This is a genomic window from Paraburkholderia sp. BR14320 (assembly GCF_040948665.1).
In the GTDB taxonomy this organism is placed as follows: Bacteria; Pseudomonadota; Gammaproteobacteria; order Burkholderiales; family Burkholderiaceae; genus Paraburkholderia; species Paraburkholderia youngii.
Genome location: NZ_JBFPKG010000006.1, coordinates 150,178 through 167,036 on the forward strand (window position 1 = coordinate 150,178; position 16,859 = coordinate 167,036).

The 16,859-nt window shown below is 65.3% G+C and carries 17 protein-coding genes, 1 tRNA gene and 1 pseudogene; 9 read left to right on the top strand and 10 right to left on the bottom strand.

The features are described 5' to 3' along the window. Window positions 1-28: 28 nt before the first annotated feature. Window positions 29-562, top strand: coding sequence for a GNAT family N-acetyltransferase (locus AB3X89_RS08710; RefSeq protein WP_368582802.1), 534 nt, complete (start codon window positions 29-31; stop codon window positions 560-562). An 8-nt stretch (window positions 563-570) separates the two neighbouring features. On the opposite strand, the gene AB3X89_RS08715 is transcribed toward AB3X89_RS08710, so the two are convergent. Next, the gene (locus AB3X89_RS08715) at window positions 571-2,040 is read right to left on the bottom strand and encodes an oligosaccharide flippase family protein (protein ID WP_368582803.1); all 1,470 of its coding nucleotides are present in this window, start codon (window positions 2,038-2,040) and stop codon (window positions 571-573) included. A gap of 456 nt (window positions 2,041-2,496) precedes the next feature. Here AB3X89_RS08715 and AB3X89_RS08720 point away from each other — a divergent pair, with 456 nt between their 5' ends. The 5 genes and pseudogenes from AB3X89_RS08720 (at window position 2,497) to AB3X89_RS08740 (ending at window position 8,873) form a co-directional block, all read left to right on the top strand. Beyond that, window positions 2,497-4,359 carry an alpha/beta fold hydrolase gene (locus tag AB3X89_RS08720; protein WP_368582805.1) on the top strand — a complete coding sequence of 621 codons (1,863 nt, stop codon included), beginning with the start codon at window positions 2,497-2,499 and terminating at the stop codon, window positions 4,357-4,359. A 116-nt stretch (window positions 4,360-4,475) separates the two neighbouring features. Further along, on the top strand, window positions 4,476-6,056 hold the full coding sequence (locus AB3X89_RS08725) for a mannose-1-phosphate guanylyltransferase/mannose-6-phosphate isomerase (RefSeq protein ID WP_368582806.1): 1,581 nt from the start codon (window positions 4,476-4,478) through the stop codon (window positions 6,054-6,056). Next, the gene (locus AB3X89_RS08730; protein WP_368582807.1) at window positions 6,028-6,591 is read left to right on the top strand and encodes a flavin reductase family protein; all 564 of its coding nucleotides are present in this window, start codon (window positions 6,028-6,030) and stop codon (window positions 6,589-6,591) included. Before AB3X89_RS08725 ends, AB3X89_RS08730 begins: the two co-directional genes overlap by 29 nt. 338 nt (window positions 6,592-6,929) lie before the next feature. Continuing rightward, window positions 6,930-7,649 (top strand): FadR/GntR family transcriptional regulator, encoded by a 720-nt coding sequence (locus tag AB3X89_RS08735; RefSeq protein WP_368582808.1) that lies wholly within the window; start codon window positions 6,930-6,932, stop codon window positions 7,647-7,649. Between the two features lie 177 nt (window positions 7,650-7,826). Continuing rightward, window positions 7,827-8,873, top strand: a pseudogene (locus AB3X89_RS08740) (Gfo/Idh/MocA family protein). Between the two features lie 37 nt (window positions 8,874-8,910). On the opposite strand, the gene AB3X89_RS08745 reads toward AB3X89_RS08740, so the two are convergent. From AB3X89_RS08745 to AB3X89_RS08775, 7 genes are all read right to left on the bottom strand, one after another. Beyond that, window positions 8,911-9,570, bottom strand: a complete 660-nt coding sequence (locus AB3X89_RS08745; protein ID WP_368582809.1) for an amino acid ABC transporter permease — start codon at window positions 9,568-9,570, stop codon at window positions 8,911-8,913. 185 nt (window positions 9,571-9,755) lie between these two features. Continuing rightward, window positions 9,756-10,550 (bottom strand): cystine ABC transporter substrate-binding protein, encoded by a 795-nt coding sequence (locus AB3X89_RS08750; RefSeq protein WP_368582810.1) that lies wholly within the window; start codon window positions 10,548-10,550, stop codon window positions 9,756-9,758. Between the two features lie 109 nt (window positions 10,551-10,659). After that, on the bottom strand, window positions 10,660-11,682 hold the full coding sequence (locus tag AB3X89_RS08755; RefSeq protein WP_368582811.1) for a quinone-dependent dihydroorotate dehydrogenase: 1,023 nt from the start codon (window positions 11,680-11,682) through the stop codon (window positions 10,660-10,662). A gap of 126 nt (window positions 11,683-11,808) precedes the next feature. Further along, window positions 11,809-12,654, bottom strand: a complete 846-nt coding sequence (locus AB3X89_RS08760) for an arginyltransferase (protein WP_368582812.1) — start codon at window positions 12,652-12,654, stop codon at window positions 11,809-11,811. A gap of 102 nt (window positions 12,655-12,756) precedes the next feature. Further along, window positions 12,757-13,494, bottom strand: coding sequence for a leucyl/phenylalanyl-tRNA--protein transferase (gene aat / locus AB3X89_RS08765; protein WP_368582813.1), 738 nt, complete (start codon window positions 13,492-13,494; stop codon window positions 12,757-12,759). Window positions 13,495-13,503: 9 nt separating this feature from the next. Then, entirely contained in the window at window positions 13,504-14,049 is a 546-nt protein-coding gene (locus AB3X89_RS08770) for an NUDIX hydrolase (protein WP_074284429.1), read from the bottom strand. A 372-nt stretch (window positions 14,050-14,421) separates the two neighbouring features. Then, window positions 14,422-14,498: transfer RNA gene (locus tag AB3X89_RS08775), tRNA-Met, on the bottom strand. A 223-nt stretch (window positions 14,499-14,721) separates the two neighbouring features. On the opposite strand from AB3X89_RS08775, the gene AB3X89_RS08780 reads away from it, so the two are divergent. Both AB3X89_RS08780 and AB3X89_RS08785 read left to right on the top strand, forming a co-directional pair. Continuing rightward, complete coding sequence (locus tag AB3X89_RS08780) at window positions 14,722-15,219, top strand: heme-degrading domain-containing protein (RefSeq protein WP_368582814.1); 498 nt, start codon at window positions 14,722-14,724, stop codon at window positions 15,217-15,219. A 4-nt stretch (window positions 15,220-15,223) separates the two neighbouring features. Then, a complete protein-coding gene (locus tag AB3X89_RS08785) occupies window positions 15,224-15,562 on the top strand; it encodes a multidrug efflux SMR transporter (RefSeq protein WP_368582815.1) in 339 nt (112 codons plus the stop codon). A 45-nt stretch (window positions 15,563-15,607) separates the two neighbouring features. Here AB3X89_RS08785 and AB3X89_RS08790 read toward each other — a convergent pair whose 3' ends face one another. Next, complete coding sequence (locus AB3X89_RS08790) at window positions 15,608-15,997, bottom strand: hypothetical protein (RefSeq protein WP_368582816.1); 390 nt, start codon at window positions 15,995-15,997, stop codon at window positions 15,608-15,610. A gap of 82 nt (window positions 15,998-16,079) precedes the next feature. After that, window positions 16,080-16,271 carry a hypothetical protein gene (locus AB3X89_RS08795; RefSeq protein WP_368582817.1) on the bottom strand — a complete coding sequence of 64 codons (192 nt, stop codon included), beginning with the start codon at window positions 16,269-16,271 and terminating at the stop codon, window positions 16,080-16,082. A 284-nt stretch (window positions 16,272-16,555) separates the two neighbouring features. Here AB3X89_RS08795 and AB3X89_RS08800 point away from each other — a divergent pair, with 284 nt between their 5' ends. Continuing rightward, window positions 16,556-16,843: a hypothetical protein gene (locus AB3X89_RS08800; protein ID WP_368582818.1), complete on the top strand. Its 288-nt coding sequence runs from the start codon at window positions 16,556-16,558 to the stop codon at window positions 16,841-16,843. The last annotated feature ends 16 nt before the right edge of the window (window positions 16,844-16,859 follow it).

Genomic DNA, 16,859 nt, shown 5'->3' on the forward strand with positions numbered 1-16,859 from the left:
GCCAAATATTTTGACCGCCGGGGGCGTGATGAACTGGAAAACGCTGGAGTTCGATCAGCTATCTGCACGTGAGTTGTATGTCCTGCTGCGTGCGCGCAGTGCGGTATTCGTCGTCGAGCAGTCGCATGTGTGCCTCGACGCGGACGGTCGCGACGAGCACGCTTTGCATGTGTTCGCGGTCGACGACATGGCACGTCCTATGCCGGTGCTCGCCTATGCGCGGGTGCAGCCCGGCGATTCGGAAGATCCGGAAGTCACGATCGACAAGGTGCTGACGAGTCCGCTGCGGCGCGGCGACGGCACCGCCGAGATGCTGATCGAGCGTGTGCTCGAAGCGGTCGCCGAACGCTGGCCGGGCCGCGCCACGCGCGTGAGTGCGCCGCTTGGCTTGCGCGGGTTCTACGAGCAGTTCGGCTTTCGCAAAACCGAGGGCCCGTACCTCGAACACGGTGTGCCGTACATCGGGCTCACGCGTCAGGTGCGCGGCGCTCAGGCACGCTTCGGGCAGCGGCGGCGCGAGCGCGACGGCGCATCGTTCGTCAACACGTTCGAACTGTTGTGATGGGGGTTTCAGCCTTGTGCTCGACCGGAGGACGGCACCAAACGCAGCCAGAGCCGGTAAAGCGCGGCGCGCAACTCGCTGGACCCGCGCAGCGACATGCCGAAGTTCGCTGCGCTCAACGCGAGCGCAGCGATGATCGCCAGCAGCAGAGCGTTGATCGAATCCGCGAGCGCCAGCGCGACGAGCAGAAACGCCAGATGCGCGAGCATGTTGCGCACGATCGTCCACGCATGCAGCCGTGAAAACGCGAGCAGCACCGCGTAATCGAAGAGCGCCTTCAGCACGACGACGAGCGCCGCGCCCATGATGCCGAACCAGTGGATGCCGCACCACAACGCGCCGGTGAAAAACGGCAACTGAAGCCAGCTGACGCTCGCTACCGCCGCGGGATGGGTCTGCGCCTGCAACAGGCTGCCGAGGATGCTCGACTGGCCGCTCAGCCACACGCCGACGATCAGCACGCTCGCGACCGGCGCCGAGGCGGCGAGCTGCGGGCCGAGCCACAGCAGCAGAAACGGCTTCAAGGCGAACAGCGCGACGATCACGCACGGCGTAAAAGCGCCATTGAGAAACGCGAGCGCGTGGTGCGCGAGCGCATCGGCATCCTCGCGCGACGCCGCCGACAGGCGCGGAAACAGCGTGCGCACCATCGCGAGCGGCAGCATGTTCAAACGATTGATCAGATTTTGCGGGGTCGCGTAGTAGGTGACGAAGCGCGCGCCGAGCAGTCCGCCGACGAACACGCGGTCGAGCGTCGAGGCAATCATGTTGGCGCCGGAAAACATCAGCAGCCAGCGGCCGTAGCGGAACAGCCCGATCATCAGGCGCCATTGCGGCAGCCGCATGCGGCGAATGCCGAGCGCGCGAATCGCGGCCACGCCGAGCATCAGGCCGGCGATGAAGCGCGCGATCACCGCGGCCGGAATCACGAACGCCAGCGACGGCGAAAAGCAGAAGATCGCCGCGATCGGCAGCAGCTGGAACAGCGCGGTGCCGAGCATCTGGTTGATGTTGTAGCTCGCGAAGCATTCGACGCCGGTAATCGCGCCCGCGAAGACCCACGTGACGTTCGTGATCGGCACCGCGACCGCGATCCACGGCAGGCTCGCCATCACTTCATGCTGGAACGCCGGCTCGATTTTTACGCCGTAGGTGATGTAGACGATGGTGCCGCCATAAATCAGCGCCCCGCCGATGATGCCGGTGCCGAGATTCATGAACCACGCACTCCAGAAAATCGGTTCGATCGAATCGTCGTTGGTTGCGCGCGCCTTGGCGATCTGGTTTTCCGTCGCGAGGCTGGTGCCCAGATCGAGGACGCTGAAGTAGCCGATCAGCGCCCACACCAGATTGATCACCCCATAGCGCTCGGCGCCCAGCAGATGAATGTAGGCCGGCACGGTCACGAGGGACACGAAGGTCGGCGCGACGGCTCCGGCAAAGTTGATGAAGATGTTCCTGACGATGCTTCGTTCCATGGTCCCTTGTCCGGCGGGTGACGGGCGAGCCAATCGTATGACTTTCCCGGTCGGCGCCGTCGCAGGTCTTGCATCTTGCCCCCACGCGCCGCGTAACTGTGTGGGTGGCCGTACAGATGGCCGCGATCGGGGGGAGTTAAATGGCAATGGTCATAGGGTAGCGTGGTGATTGGCCACGAGCCTTGGTGTCGCGTGTCCGAGCGCGGCGCACCTTCTCCATCACCTGATGCTCGCGGCACGCGCAACCTGGCCGCCGGCATTCAATACAGCGCATGAACGACGCGATCAGCCGCACTTCGGTCCATGCGCGGGGCATGCTGCACTGCACAGCCTGCTCATCGACACACGCGAGCCCTGCTCGATTCAGAGCCCAAACCAATGTGGCAGGACGCACATATGGGCGACAGCACCTTTGTAGTAATCACATCAAAAGAAAGAAAACGTAAGGAGCGGACTGTGAGACCCATCGTCTTCGACGGCAACTTCGGCTGGTTGCATTCAGCCCACGGCCCGGATGGCGTTGTGATGTGTTCCCCGTTTGGCTATGACACGCTGTGCACTTATCGCGGCATGCGCCGGCTCGCCGAGCGCCTCGCCGCCCGCGGCATGCCGGTGCTGCGCTTCGATTACCCGGCGACCGGCGATTCGGCCGGCGATCCGACCGACGCCGGCCTGTGGCGCGCGTGGATCGACAGCGTCAAACAGGCGGTCGCGCAGCTGCGCGCGGCGACCGGCGTCGAGCGGGTCAGCTTGTGCGGTCTGCGTCTTGGCGGCATGCTGGCCGCGCTTGCCGCGCAGGAACTCGGCGACGTGCACGGTCTCGTGCTGATGTCGCCGGTGCTGTCGGGCAAGAATTACCAGCGTGAATTGCGCGCGCATTACCGGCAGTGGCTGAACGATCCGGCGGCGATGGATTGCGTGGTCGAACCCGATACCGACGAGTTCATTGAAGCGTATGGCTTTCGCATGTACCGCGATACGCTGGAAAGCCTGCACACGGCGGATCTGTATCGCGCGACGAGCCGGCCGGCCGCGCGCGTGCTGCTGCTCGATTCACTGAACCCCGTGCGCACCGGTGCGCTCGCCGCGCATTACAGCGAACATGGCGTGGAGCTCGAACGTCACCCGTTCGACGAATACAGCCGCTTCATGATGGAGCCGCTCGAAAGCGAAATACCGCACGCCGCGTTCGAGACCATCGAGAACTGGCTGCTCGCGGGCAGCACGCGAACAAGCCAGGCGGTGGCGCGCGTGCCCGAGCGAGGCGAAGAGCCGGCGGGCGGCCATTATGTCGCGCCGACGCTGCACGAGACGCCGGTATGGCTGAACGACGGCAAGGTGTTCGGCATCTACTGCCGGCCCGACGGCGCCGCGGCGGCGCACGCGCCGGCGGTGCTGCTGCTCAATACCGGCGCGGTGTCGCGAATCGGCAACGGGCGTTTCGGCGTACATTTCGCGCGGCGGCTTGCCCGCCAGGGGATCGCTTCGCTGCGCATCGACGTCGGCGGTGTCGGCGACAGCATGCCGTCGTGCGACACGCTGAGCCTCGACGCGCTGTACTCGCAAGCGGGCGCCGCCGACGCTGCGTGCGCATCGCGCTGGCTCGTCGCGCGCGGTCATGCGGGCGCGGTGCCGGTCGGTATCTGCTCGGGCGCCTACACCGGCCTGCATGCAGCGACGCGCGAACCCGCGGTGGTGGGCGCGGTGATCGTCAACGTGCAGAAGTTCAGATGGCATAACGTCTGCGATGAACACGGCAAGCCGATGATTCCCGTCTCCGCGTTCGGATCGACGCGCAACTACATGCGCTCGATGAAGCAGCCGGGCAAATGGCTGCGCGTGCTCAAGGGCGAGACGGGCGGCTGGGGCCTCGTGCGCGAGCTGGTGGTACGCCAGCTCGCGAAGACCGGCGAAACGCTGGCCGACCGGATCGAGCGGCTATGCGGCCTCGAACTCGGCGCTCGGGACGAGCGGCATATGTTCGCCAACCTCGATGCGCGGGGCGTCGACACGCACCTGGTGTTCGGTGTGCTCGACGAAGGCGTCGAGGAACTCGAGCGCTACTTCGGTGCTCGCGGCACGCGGCTCGCGCGCTTCAATCGCATTTACGTGGCGTTCTGCAAGCACACCGATCACGCGATCCTGTCGTCGGTGGCGCAGGAAAACATCATGTCCTACGTCGAGAACGTCTATCGCGGCGGTTTCACGAAGCTGCGTCAGCCCGACAGCGCCGCGCTCGACGGCGAGCTGCACAGGCAGCAGCCGGAACACGATGAGCATCGCGGCGCGGGGGCGTTGCGTCCGTTCGGAGAAGCATAGGGAGCACGCGCGCACAGAGGGGGCACGCGCGTACGACCAGAAACGATTGCGACCACGAGGCACTTGCTGGCGTGATAACGGCCGGTGAACAGGAGTTGGATTCGAGAGGATCGCAAATGAACCGAATAGTAGAGCCAGGTAATCCGCTCGCGCCGCGGGCCCGATCCGCCGCCGCGCTTCACGAGCTGACCGCGCAGCCGGTGATTCTCGTGGGCGGCTCCGGTAGGAGGCCGTGGCCGCCGTCGCGCGAACGCAATTCGAGGCAGCTGGCCGGTCCGATGGACGACCGCTCGCGGCTCGAAGCGACGCTGCGTTGGCTCGGCAATGCATTCGACTCGGCCGCGCACGACGCGGCCCGTACCACGCCGTGCGCCGCGCCGCTGGTGGTCTGCCGCGAGGATCTGCGGCTGCCGACGCTAGAGCGAGTCGAGCCGTACCGCAAGCCTGCGCGCTTACTGCTCGAACCGATGGCGCGCAACACTGCGCCGGCGCTGACCGTCGCGGCGCTCGCCGCGCGCGCGTCGGCCGTGGCTGGCGACGATCCGATCCTGGTCGCGCTGCCCGCCGATCATCCGAGCGCCGATCATGCTGCATTCGGCGCGGCGCTCAACGAGGCGCTCGCGCATGCTTCGCGCGGCGCGATCGTCGCGTTCGGGGTGCCGCCGCAGCGCGCGGCGATCGGCTATAGCTATATCCGCACCGACGCGCCCCTGGGCAACCGGGGCGCGCGGACGATCGAGCGCTTCGTCGAGAAGCCCGATGCCGAGCTGGCCGAGCGCTACTTCGCAGCGGGCGAGTACTGGTGGAACAGCGGCATGTTCGTGGTGCGCGCGTCGGTGTGGCTCGACGCGATCGGCTTGTGCCGTCCGCTGATCGCGGCGGCCTGCAAGGACGCATTCGCGGGCGCGAGCATCGACGATGCCGGTGCGCTCCATCTCGCGCACGACGCGTTCGCCGCGTGTCCGTCCGACTCGGTCGACCATGCGGTGATGGAGCGCATCGGTACCGACGCGCGTCTTGTCGGCGTGACGGTACCGCTCGGCGCGGGCTGGCCGGACGTCGGCGCGGCGGATCCGGTGTGGGATGCGTCGAACAAGGACAGCGATGGCAACGTTGCGCACGGCCGCGTGATGTTCGACGGTTCGCGCGACCGCTTCGCGCATTCGGACGGCCGGCTAATCGCGTGTGTCGGCGTGAGCGGCGTGGTGGTGGTCGAGACCGCCGACGCCGTGCTGCTCGCCGCGAAGGATCACGTAGAGGACGTGAAGGCGATCGTCGCACAGCTGAAGACGCAGCAAGCCGGCGAGACCGACGGGTATCGCAAGGTCGCGCGGCCGTGGGGTTTTTACGATTCGCTCGAACACGGAGAGCGCTTTCAGGTGAAGCGCTTCGTCGTGAAGCCGGGCGGGCGGCTGCCGCTGCAGAGGCATCATGATCACGCCGAGCACTGGGTCGTGGTGCGCGGTACCGCGCTCGTCACGCGCGGCATCGAGCGCTTCGCGCTGTCGGAGAATCAGTCGACGTTCATTCCGCTCGGTGTCACGCATGGGCTCGAAAATCCCGGCAAGACGCCGCTGGAACTCATCGAAGTGCATTCGGGCGGCTATCTCGGCGAAGACGACATCGTGCGCTTCGACGAGCGGCACGGCCGCGAGCAGGGGAGCGCCCATGCGCGTCAATGCAGCTCAAACCGATAAGCCAGCCGATGAAGCGCGGTCGCCGTCATTCGACGAGCGGCGCTTTCGTCACGCGCTCGGGCGCTTCGCAACCGGCGTGGTGGTGATCTCGACCGGCAGCGGCGACAGCCTTCACGCGATGACCGCCAACGCGTTCATGTCGGGGTCGCTGAAGCCGCCGCTGATCGTCGTGTCGGTCGGGCATCGTGCGCGCATGCATGCACGGCTGATGGATGCCGAGCTGTTCGGCGTCAGCGTGCTGTCGGAGGCGCAGGAGTCGCACAGCCGCCATTTCGCGGGCGAGGCGCAAAGCCGCTTCGCGCCCACTTGTGCACCGCGCTTCGCGGCGGTCGACGGCCTTGCCGGCGTCGTGCTGCTCGAGCACGCGGCCGCGCGCTTCGCGGCGCGCGTGGTGGACCGCCATCCGTGCGGCGACCATACGCTGTTCGTCGGCGAGGTGCTGGTGTTCTCGCTCGACGAGCACGCGCCGCTGCTGTTCTTTGGCGGCCGCTATGCGTCGGTGGCGGCGAGCGCGTCGAACGAAGACTCGGCCTGATCGGCTTGCCACCGCATGTTTGTTCGCCGTAACACGCAATCGCCGGACCACGTCCGTGCAAATCAGACAATTTCATCGCGCCAACGTGCGAATGCGCACTAATTAAACCCAGTAACGCAGGCACGCTTTGACGAGCGAGCTTTGAGCCTGGCGGAACAGATTGCGTTACACGAACGAAACAAATCTTCAGAGGGATAACCCTGTCAGGAAGTGTCCCAACTGGCGCAACCGTTTCGAAGCTAGCAACGTATCGGAAAACGATCCTATTTGCATAACAGATACGTACGGGCCCTTCATTAACAGGCCACGCGGGGTCAACACCGCTTCGGGGATATGTCATGGAACACGCAAACAAGGATCGCTCGCTGGTGAGCAAAGTAATGGACGGGCTCGTCAGCGGCATCGTCGAGGAAAAGTACGGCGCGATTTTGCCGCCGCAGGATGTGCTGTCGAAGGAATTCGACGTGAGCCGCACCGTGATGCGCGAGGCGCTATCGATGCTGCTCGCGCGCGACATGCTCGACGTGCGCCCGAAGATCGGCACGCGCATCCGGCCGATGAGCGACTGGCGCATGATCGACGAGGACGTCGTCAACTGGCGTTTTCGCGCGAAGCCCGATCCGATGTTTCTGCGTGACGTGATCGAGTTTCGCATCCTGATCGAACCGCGCGCTTCGGCGCAGGCGGCCGCGCGCGGCAGTGCCGCGGACGTCGCGGCGATTCGCGAGGCCTTCGAGGCGTTTCGCGTGATCCGTCCGGGCGAGCCCGGCTATCAGGAAGCCGACGAACTGTTCCATACGCGTATCGTGATCGCGAGCGGCAACCAGTTCTTCAAGCAGATGGCGGCGATCATTCGCGGCGCGCTGTCGACCGTTACCCCGATCGTGCACGACCGGAGCGGGGAGTGGGAGGGCGCGATCGCGTCGCATCAGCGTGTCGTCGAAGCGATCGAGCGGCGCGATCCGAAGGAGGCCGAGCTCGCCTCGCTCGCGATGATCGATTACTCGGCCGAGGAAGTCGGCGGCCGGTTTTCCGCGGAGCCGCCGGCGCGGGTTTGAGCCTCGGTGTGAGCCTGGATGCGTGAGTGCCTGGCCGTGACAGCGGCGGCGCGGGTGTGGAAGGTCGGTGCGCGGCGGTGATGCCGCATGGTTCGTATTGGTCGCGGGCGCCGCATTCTCAAACGGCATCGGCGACAATAGCGGCTGTTCTGAACCGCATGGACCCTTGCACACACGATGACAGACACGACAGCGGCACCGCAGGCAGCCACCGCCCAACCGACCGATCGGGCAGCGCAGGACACCACTTCATCACCTGAGATCCGTTGGGGGATCGTCGGCACCGGCCGGATTGCGCGCCGCTTCGCGCAAGGTCTCGCCTTCGTGCCGCGGGCGCGGCTCGCCGCGCTGTGGTCGCGTCGCGCGGAACCGGCCCAGGCGTTCGCCGTTGAATTCGGCGGTACCGTCTACGACAGTTTCGATACGCTGCTCGCGAGCGGCATCGACGCGCTCTATATCGCGACGCTGCAGGACAGCCACGCCGACTATGCGATCGCCGCGTTGCAAGCCGGGCTGCACGTGCTGTGCGAGAAACCCGCGTGTATCAATCGTGCCCAGCTCGAGCGCGTGCTCGAGACCGCGCGCGCTTCGCAACGGCTCTTCATGGAAGCGATGAAGCCGCCGTTCTATCCGCTCTACAGAAGGTTGCGCGAGCACCTCGCGGCCGATCCGATCGGCGAGGTCGGCCTTGTGCGCGCGGGCTGCTCGGTGCCTGGCGTGCCGGCCGATCATCCGTCGCTGTCGTTCGAGCACGCGGGCGGCGCGCTGCTCGATATCGGCATCTACGAGATGTTTCTCGCAGTGGACTGGCTCGGCGCGCCGCGCGACGTGCAGACCTTCGGCCGGCTCGGCACGACCGGCGTCGATACGTTCGCGAGTCTGAACAGCCAGCACGAGGGCGGCGGCATCGCGCAGCTCTTCTGCGGGCTCGATCTGCATGGCAAGGGCGATGCGCTGCTGATGGCCAAAGGCGGTCACGTGACGCTGCACGAGCCGTGGTGGAACCCGTCGCGCGCGACCATCCGTTACGCGGACGGCCGCGTCGTCGAACTCGACGAGCTGTTCGAAGGCGGTGGTTTGAATTACGAGACCGCGCACTTTTGCGAGCTGATCCGCACGGGTGTGCTGGAGAGTCCGCTGATGCCGCACGACAAGTCGTGACAGATGATCGCGATGGCCGACGCGGCGCGCGCGGCGTTGGGGCTCAAGTTCGCTGGCGAATGAGCCGCCAGGGCGAAGAAAGGGTGTGCGCGGCGCTCGGTCAGTGCCGCGTCGGCAGCGACAGCCGCCGCTCGTACCAGCGCTGCGCCCACTCGAGCACCTGGCACAGCACCCAGTACACGGCCGCAGCGGCCAGATAAAGCGGCAGCGGCTGATAGGTCGACGCGATCATTTCCTGCGCGCTGCGCAGCAACTCGGTCACCGTGATCACGGACACGAGCGAGGTGTCCTTGACCAGGCTGATCAGGCTGTTCGACAGACTCGGCACCGCGATGCGCAGCGCCTGCGGCGCGATCACGTAGCGCAGCGTCTGGCGCCGCGACAGCCCAAGGCTATACGACGCGAGCCACTGGCCCTGGTGGATGCCCAGAATCGCGCCGCGCATGCTCTCGGACAGATAGGCGGCGACGTTCGCCGACAGCGCGATCACGCCGGCCGGCGTCGGTTCGAGCGAAATGCCGAAGCTCGGCAGGCCGTAGTAAATCACGAAGATCTGCACCAGTAGCGGCGTGCCGCGCATCACGCTCACATAGACGCGTGCGATCCAGTTCAGCGGCCGGCTGTGGCTGATTCCCATCAGTGCGAGCACGGCGCCGCCGATCAGGCCAAAGATCATCGACAGGAGCGCGAACTTGATCGTCAGCAAGGCGCCTTGTGCGAGTACCGGCAGCGATTGGAGCAGCAGGGATGTGATGGACATGGGTAGTGTTCTTATTGACGCACAAAGCGCACATCATAAACTTTGGCGCGCGTTCAGGCGCGGATCGCGCAATGCGGCTTGGGGTATACGCGACGCGCGGTTCGGGTCCAAGGCCCCACACGGGCCGCAAAAACGCGAAGGGCGGCATCGTGATCGATGCCGCCCTTCGTTTGACTACGCGGTTGTTACTTGATCGGCTTGCTGACGTCGATGCCGAACCACTTGTCCGAGATCTTCGTGAAGGTGCCGTCCGCTTCGAGCTGGGTCATCGCTTCGTCGATCGCCTGCGCGAACTTCGGGTTGCCCTTTTTGAACGGAATGCCCGACGGGTTGCCGGCGCCGACGTTCGCGCCGGTGCGCAGCGGCAGGTTCGAGTTCTTCAGCAGGTATGCGAGCATCAGCCGGTCGTTCAACGCCGCGTCGAGCCGGCCGGCGGCCAGATCGCGCAGGTATTCGGGCGCGCCCGGATAGGTCTTCACGTCGATGCCGGGCACCGACTTCGCCATGTCCATGTAGTTGGTGCCGAGACCGACGCCGAGCTTCTTGCCCTTCAGGTCTTCGAGCGACGTGAACTGGCGCGTGTCGTCCTTGCGCTGGATCAGCTGCGCGGCCGAGTACGTGTAGGCCGGCGAGAAGTCGAGGGTCTGCTTGCGCGCGTCGGTGATGCCGACCTGGTTGACGATCACATCGAACTTGCCCGCCTGCAGACCGGCGATGATGCCGCTCCATTCGGTCGTGACGAACACCGGCTTCACGCCGAGCTTGGCCGCGACGGCTTTGGCGATGTCGACGTCATAGCCGACCAGCTCGCCCGACGGCGCTTTCGAATTGAACGGCGGGAAGGTGCCTTCGAGACCGACGCGCAGCGTGCCGCGCTGCTTGACCTGGTCGAGCAGGTCTTCCGCGTGCGCGGCGACGGCGGTCAACGACGCGCCGATCAGCGCGGTGGCGAGGAGTTTCTTGAGCAGGCCAAATTTCATCGTGTTCCTTTGTACGTCTGACGTTTTGACGGTCGAGAGCATAGCAAACGAGACTATCGCCATCTAAATACCGTTTGTTTATGTCTATATGCGCCGCCGGTGCGGATACTTAGCGCAGCGCCTGCGCGCATTCGGCGACGAGCGCCGGACCGCGGTAGATGAAACCGGTATAAAGCTGCACCAGTGACGCGCCGGCCGCGAGCTTCGCGCGTGCGTCTTCCCCCGAGAAGATCCCGCCGACGCCGATGATCGGCACCGCCTCGCCGACTTCGGCGCGCAGCTTGCGGATCACCTCGTTCGACGCATCGAACACCGGCTTGCCCGACAGGCCGCCGGCTTCGTCAGCATGGGGCATGCCGGTGACGGCAGCGCGCGACAGCGTCGTGTTGGTCGCGATTACGCCTTCGAATTGGTGGCGCAGCAGGGTGTCGGCGATCGACTTGATCTGCTCGTCGTCGAGGTCCGGGGCGATCTTGAGCGCGAGCGGCACGAGCTTGCCGTGCATGTCGGCGAGCCGTTGCTGCTTGTCCTTCAGCGCGGCGAGCAGCGCGTCGAGCTCGTCGGCGCCTTGCAGCTGGCGCAGGTTCTTCGTATTCGGCGACGAGATGTTGACCGTCACGTAGCTCGCGAACGGGTACACGCGCTCGAGGCAGTACAGGTAGTCTTCAGCGGCGCGCTCGATCGGCGTGTCGGCGTTCTTGCCGATGTTCAGACCGAGGATGCCGCGATAGCGCGCGGCCTGGACGTTCTTCACGAACTGGTCGACGCCGGCGTTGTTGAAGCCCATCCGGTTGATCACCGCGTTCGCCTGCGGCAGCCGGAACATGCGCGGGCGCGGATTGCCCGGCTGCGCGCGCGGCGTCACGGTGCCCACTTCGATGAAGCCGAAGCCGAGCGCCGCCAGACCGTCGATGCACGCGCCGTCCTTGTCGAGGCCCGCCGCGAGTCCGACCGGATTGCGGAACGTGAGGCCCATCACGGTGCGCGGCGAATCCGGTACGCGCGAGGCGAGCGCGCCCGCGAGGCCGGTGCGGCCGGCGGCGCCGAGCATGCGCAAAGTCAGATGGTGAGCGTCTTCCGCGTCCATGCGAAAGAGTTGGGCGCGAACGAGCGGATAAAGGGAACTGAACACGGGATGAAGCCGGACGGCCGGAAAATGGGAACCCGCTATTTTACCGGCTTTGGGCTTCGATGAGACTGGCAGGGCGTTGCTGGCGGCGAGCAGGACCTGGCGACGACTCGACGGACGGCGCTTCGGCTACGGCCTGAGCGGTCCGCGTCGCCCATGCATCGGCAGATCGACCGGCGGAAGGTCGATGCTGGCCGGATCGAGCACGCGCCACTCGCCGTCGATCAAGCCTTCGAGCGGGCGGAAATTCGCCTTGTACGCCATCTTCGGGCTCTCGCGAATCCAGTAGCCGAGATACACATACGGCAGGTTCAGGCTGCGCGCCTGCTCGATCTGCCAGAAGATGTTGTAGGTGCCGAAGCTCGCATGCGGCTGGCTCGGCTCGAAGAACGTGTATACCGACGACAAGCCGTCGCCGAGGATATCGATCATGCTGATCATGCGCAGCGCGCCTTGGGCATCGGGGCGCGGATCAGGCCGTCCATCGGGCCGCAGCGGCGCCGGCTCGCGAAACTCGACGAGCCGCGAGTTGATCCGGCTTTGCAGCAGGAACTGCTCGTACTGGTCGCGGCTGTCGCGATCCATGCCGCCGCCCGCGTGGCGCGCCGACTGGTAGCGCATATACAGCGCGTAATGCTCCTCGTCGTAATGCAGCGGTGCGACGGTCGCGATCAGGTCGCCGTGCTTTCTCCATACCCGCCGCTGAGTGCGGTTCGGCTGAAAACGCTCGACCGGCACGCGCACCGGCACGCACGCGCGGCAGCCGTCGCAATACGGACGGTAGGTGAACACGCCCGAGCGCCGGAAGCCGGCCTTGACGAGATCCGTGTAGACGTCCGAATTGATCAGGTGACTGGGTGTGGCGACCTGCGAGCGCGCGATGCGGCCGTCCAGGTAACTGCAGGGATAGGGCGCCGTTGCATAAAATTGCAGCGCGGAAAGCGGCGAAAGAGGCAGCTCGTTGGGATGAGTCACGTTGGCAGCTCTCGAAGCGTCTCTGGTAATGCAAACCCGGCGCGCCTGGCGGTTGATGCCGCGATTCGATGGGCGGCGGACCCGGATTCGGCCTGATTTTTCCTACGCCGCGCGCGCGAGGATTTCGAGCAGGGCGGTCTTGTCGAAGCGCCAAGGGATGGCCGGTGCGCCGACAGACGCGCGAACATGCGCGACGAACGCCTTGCGCGCTATCTCGCGGCCGCCGAGCGACGCCAGATGCGACGTGTTCTGCTGGCAGTCTATCATTTCTATTTCGTGACGTCGCAAGTGGCCGACCAGCGCGGCCAGCGCCATTTTCGAGCCGTCGGTGACGTCCGTATACATCGATTCGCCGAAGAACATCCGGCCGAGCGACACGCCGTACAAGCCCGCTACACGCTTACCCTCGAACCAGGTTTCGATGCTGTGCGCGTCGCCGAGGCGATGCAGCGACGAATAGGCTTCGACGACGTCGGCGGTGATCCACGTGCCACGCTGGCCGCGGCGCGGCGCCTGCGCGCAGGCGCGCATCACGGCGGCGAAATCCTGATCGACGCGGATTTCCCACGCGTCGTCGCGCAACATCCGCTTGAGCGTCTTACGCAGCGACGGCGACAGCTTGAATTCGACGGGGCGCAGGATCATGCGCGGATCGGGGCTCCACCACAACACCGGCTGACCGTCCGAATACCACGGGAAAATGCCGCGCCGATAAGCGTCGATCAGGCGCGACGGCAGCAGATCGCCGCTTGCCGCGAGCAGACCGGGCGCGCCGCTCGCGGCGCCGAGTGCGCGCTCGACGGGCGGAAACGGATCGTCAGCTCCGAGCCAGGGAACCATGCGCGCCGCTCAACCTTCGCGCAGGGAGCGGAAGATGTCGCCGGTATGCAGGCCGAAACTGCCGGCCGCGCGGTCGGCGAAAAAAAAGCGCAGCGTCTGGCCGACGGTTGGAAAAGCGATCTCGTCCCACGGAATCTCGTGCTCCTCGAACAGCTTCACTTCGAGGCTTTCCTCGCCGGCGGCGATGTCGAGATCGAGCAGCCGTGCCATGTAGAACAGATGCACCTGATGCACGTGCGGCACGTTCAGCAGCGAAAACAGGTTCTGCACCTCGACGCGCGCGCCGGCTTCCTCGAGCGTTTCGCGCGAGGCGGCTTCGGCCGTCGTTTCTCCCATTTCCATGAAGCCGGCGGGCAGCGTCCAGTAACCGTAGCGCGGCTCGATCGCGCGGCGGCACAGCAGCACCTTGTCGTCCCACACGGGAACGGTGCCGACCACGTTACGCGGATTCTGATAATGCACGGTGCCGCAACTGCCGCATACGAAGCGCTCGCGATTGTCGCCCGGCGGAATGCTCAGGCTGACGCCGTGGCCGCAGACAGAACAGAATTTCATTGGAAAGGGAACGAGAAAGGGTGATAGGAGTTTATCACCCGGCCGGGCGATTACTGAGGCGCCGGCAGGGACTGCGCGATGGGAGGTTCGATGCGGCGAGCGCCGCCGCGTCTGACGTTGCTTGACAGTCGATTTTCGGATGCGCTGATAGCATCGGTCGTGATGGTTGCGATGGAGGCTCCCGCGTCCGTCACAGTCATCTTTCTCTCTTGTACATTGCCTCGTAGTTTGGCGCGCCATTCAGTTGACGCGCTTTTTTTTTCGCCTGAGGTTGGACTGAGGTTTGACGGTCAAGAGAATCGTCAGCTCATGGCTACAAAAACAAAAAAGGGTTACACGCCAATGCGTTGTAACCCTTCAATGATTTCGTTCTGGTTGCGGGGGTAGGATTTGAACCTACGACCTTCGGGTTATGAGCCCGACGAGCTGCCAGACTGCTCCACCCCGCGTCCGTCGAAGAAAAGATTATAGACCAGCCAGACAGCCAGCGCAATAGCCATGTAAGGATTGGCTTCATTGAGCTTCGCGCCGCCACCGCTACGGCACCTATCGGAAAGGCTCTGGAAAGCCGCGCGCAGACGCTGCGCTAGAATTCAGATTCTTCACGAGGCTCGCCGGATCTTCACGACGGCGACCTCATCGACTCCGATTCTCCGACCCGTTCTGAACTCCATGGATATCGCTCACGATCTGCAGGTCATCGCCCTTCAGGAAAAGACCCTTGTGTTTCCCCGTTTCGATGCCGATCGTGCGTGGCAAGTCGGCGCGTATCTGCACGAGGTCGCGAAAGCGCGCGGCATTGGCGCCGCGATCGACGTGCGCACGTTCGGCCAGCCGCTGTTCTTCAGCCTGCTCGACGGCGCGACACCCGACAACGTCGACTGGGTGCGCCGCAAGGGCAACACCGTCGCGCAATTTCGCCGTAGCTCGTATGCGATCGGTCTGAAAATGCAGCTCGCGGGCGCGACGCTCGCCGACAAGCACGGTCTGCCGGCCACCGAGTACGCGTCGCACGGCGGCGCGTTCCCGCTGACGGTGGAAGGCGCGGGCGTGATCGGTTCGATCACGGTGTCCGGTCTGCCGCAGCGCGCCGATCATGAACTGGTGGTCGAAGCGCTGTGCGCGCATCTGGGTCACGATTACGGCAAGCTCGCGCTCGCGAAAAGCTGACGCGATGCGCGTACCCCCGTATGCGCTGCTCGCGATCGCGATCGTCGCCGAAGTCATCGCGACCTCCGCGATGCGGGCCTCTGACGGTTTCTCGCGCCTGCTGCCGTCGATAGTCGTCGTGCTCGGCTACGGCATCGCGTTTTATTGCCTGTCGCTGACGCTCAGGAGCATTCCGGTCGGCATCGTCTATGCGATCTGGTCCGGTGCCGGGATCGTGCTGATCACGCTGGTCGCGCTGGTGCTGTACCGGCAGGTCCCCGACGTGCCGGCGATCATCGGGCTGGGATTGATCGTCGCTGGCGTCGCGGTGTTGAATCTCTTCTCGAAGATGCAGGCGCATTGAGCGCCCGCGCAAGTCGGCTCGCTCGCCGCACGGAACTTAATCGGCCTATTTGCAGCGCACGATCATCGAGCGGCCTTTCACATTCGCCGACGCCACGTTCGTGACGCTGCCTCCAGCGGTGCCGCCTTCGTCGTTATCTTTCGACACGATGTCGTAGCCGGTCGCGCCGCAGGCCTTACCCGCTTGCACGTAGCACGAGGCCCAGCTCGAGCCGGCGTTGGCGCCGCTGCAGTTGACCGCGAAGCCGGTCTGGCCGTTCGGCAGATTGATCAGCGTGGTCGTGTTCGACGACGCGCAGCCGCCCAGTCCCGCGGCGAGCAGCAGCGCGGCGGGCAATGCGGCCGACAGCGACGCGCGACGCACGAGGGCAAGCGCGGCGCTGGATCGGAGGCGGTGGAATCGGCCGGCGCGCCGCGGTTGCGTCGTGAATTGCATCGTGTTGTGTCCTTTCATTCAGATAGAGGTTGCTGCCGGGCTGGAGGCGGTCGGTGTGCAACGCGGGGGCGCGCGCCGAGGCTCAGGTCGTTTCGACGGTGATGCCCGCCGCGCTGACAAGCCGCCGGGCTTCCGCGCCTTCTTCGGTGGCCGCGTCTTCCCAGATGCTGATCGCTTTGGGGATGTCGATGCCATGACTTTCGGCGTACTCAAACCAGCGGTTCGCCGCATCCGGCTCGGGCAGTTCGTGATTCTGCAGAAAATATTTTCCCATATTGCGCTCGCTGGCCTCGAAATGGCGTCGTCATAGGTACTTTTCGACAGCATGGAGCATGCCGATCTGCACCGTTCGACCGGCGCGCGTGGCTGACGTGCAGCGCGACTCCGGTACGGGGCGAGTGCGGCTCGCGGGCAGAACTTATCGCGCTGCAACGCGCCTTATCGTAATGGGGCGGGCCGCCCGCACACCTCCAGTGCAGCGGCGCGCCGCATGCTGAAGCATCAAGGCGGCGCCGTCGCGACTGGCGCCAGCTCCGCAACCGCAACAGGAGGACGAAGATGGCTGAACGGGTCAGTGGCCCTTATCGCGGCTATTACATCAGCGCCGCCGCGCGCCTCGTGCCAGGGGGCAGCACGTCGGACGCGTCGGGCGAAGCGCACGCCAAAGCGGATGGTACTTACGTCGGCTCGGTGAGCCTCGCCGAAGCCGGCCCGGACGATCCGCATCGGATGGAAACGTTGCTCGAACTCGGCGACCGGCAACGCTTCAGCAGCGAAGAAGAGGCGCTCGCGTTCGTCGAACGGGCGGCCCGCGAGTACGTCGACCGCTTGCTGGATGGGCAGTGAGCGTGTCGGCGATTGC

Excerpts from the sequence above, each read along its gene's own strand:
- AB3X89_RS08725 (WP_368582806.1), top strand. The coding sequence starts at position 4,476 with ATGAACCGAATAGTAGAGCCAGGTAATCCGCTCGCGCCGCGGGCCCGA.
- AB3X89_RS08745 (WP_368582809.1), bottom strand. The coding sequence starts at position 9,570 with ATGTCCATCACATCCCTGCTGCTCCAATCGCTGCCGGTACTCGCACAA.
- AB3X89_RS08795 (WP_368582817.1), bottom strand. The coding sequence starts at position 16,271 with ATGGGAAAATATTTTCTGCAGAATCACGAACTGCCCGAGCCGGATGCG.
- AB3X89_RS08735 (WP_368582808.1), top strand. The coding sequence starts at position 6,930 with ATGGAACACGCAAACAAGGATCGCTCGCTGGTGAGCAAAGTAATGGAC.
- AB3X89_RS08710 (WP_368582802.1), top strand. The coding sequence starts at position 29 with ATGAACTGGAAAACGCTGGAGTTCGATCAGCTATCTGCACGTGAGTTG.
- aat (WP_368582813.1), bottom strand. The coding sequence starts at position 13,494 with ATGGTTCCCTGGCTCGGAGCTGACGATCCGTTTCCGCCCGTCGAGCGC.
- AB3X89_RS08780 (WP_368582814.1), top strand. The coding sequence starts at position 14,722 with ATGGATATCGCTCACGATCTGCAGGTCATCGCCCTTCAGGAAAAGACC.
- AB3X89_RS08750 (WP_368582810.1), bottom strand. The coding sequence starts at position 10,550 with ATGAAATTTGGCCTGCTCAAGAAACTCCTCGCCACCGCGCTGATCGGC.
- AB3X89_RS08730 (WP_368582807.1), top strand. The coding sequence starts at position 6,028 with ATGCGCGTCAATGCAGCTCAAACCGATAAGCCAGCCGATGAAGCGCGG.
- AB3X89_RS08770 (WP_074284429.1), bottom strand. The coding sequence starts at position 14,049 with ATGAAATTCTGTTCTGTCTGCGGCCACGGCGTCAGCCTGAGCATTCCG.
- AB3X89_RS08785 (WP_368582815.1), top strand. The coding sequence starts at position 15,224 with ATGCGCGTACCCCCGTATGCGCTGCTCGCGATCGCGATCGTCGCCGAA.
- AB3X89_RS08800 (WP_368582818.1), top strand. The coding sequence starts at position 16,556 with ATGGCTGAACGGGTCAGTGGCCCTTATCGCGGCTATTACATCAGCGCC.
- AB3X89_RS08715 (WP_368582803.1), bottom strand. The coding sequence starts at position 2,040 with ATGGAACGAAGCATCGTCAGGAACATCTTCATCAACTTTGCCGGAGCC.
- AB3X89_RS08790 (WP_368582816.1), bottom strand. The coding sequence starts at position 15,997 with ATGCAATTCACGACGCAACCGCGGCGCGCCGGCCGATTCCACCGCCTC.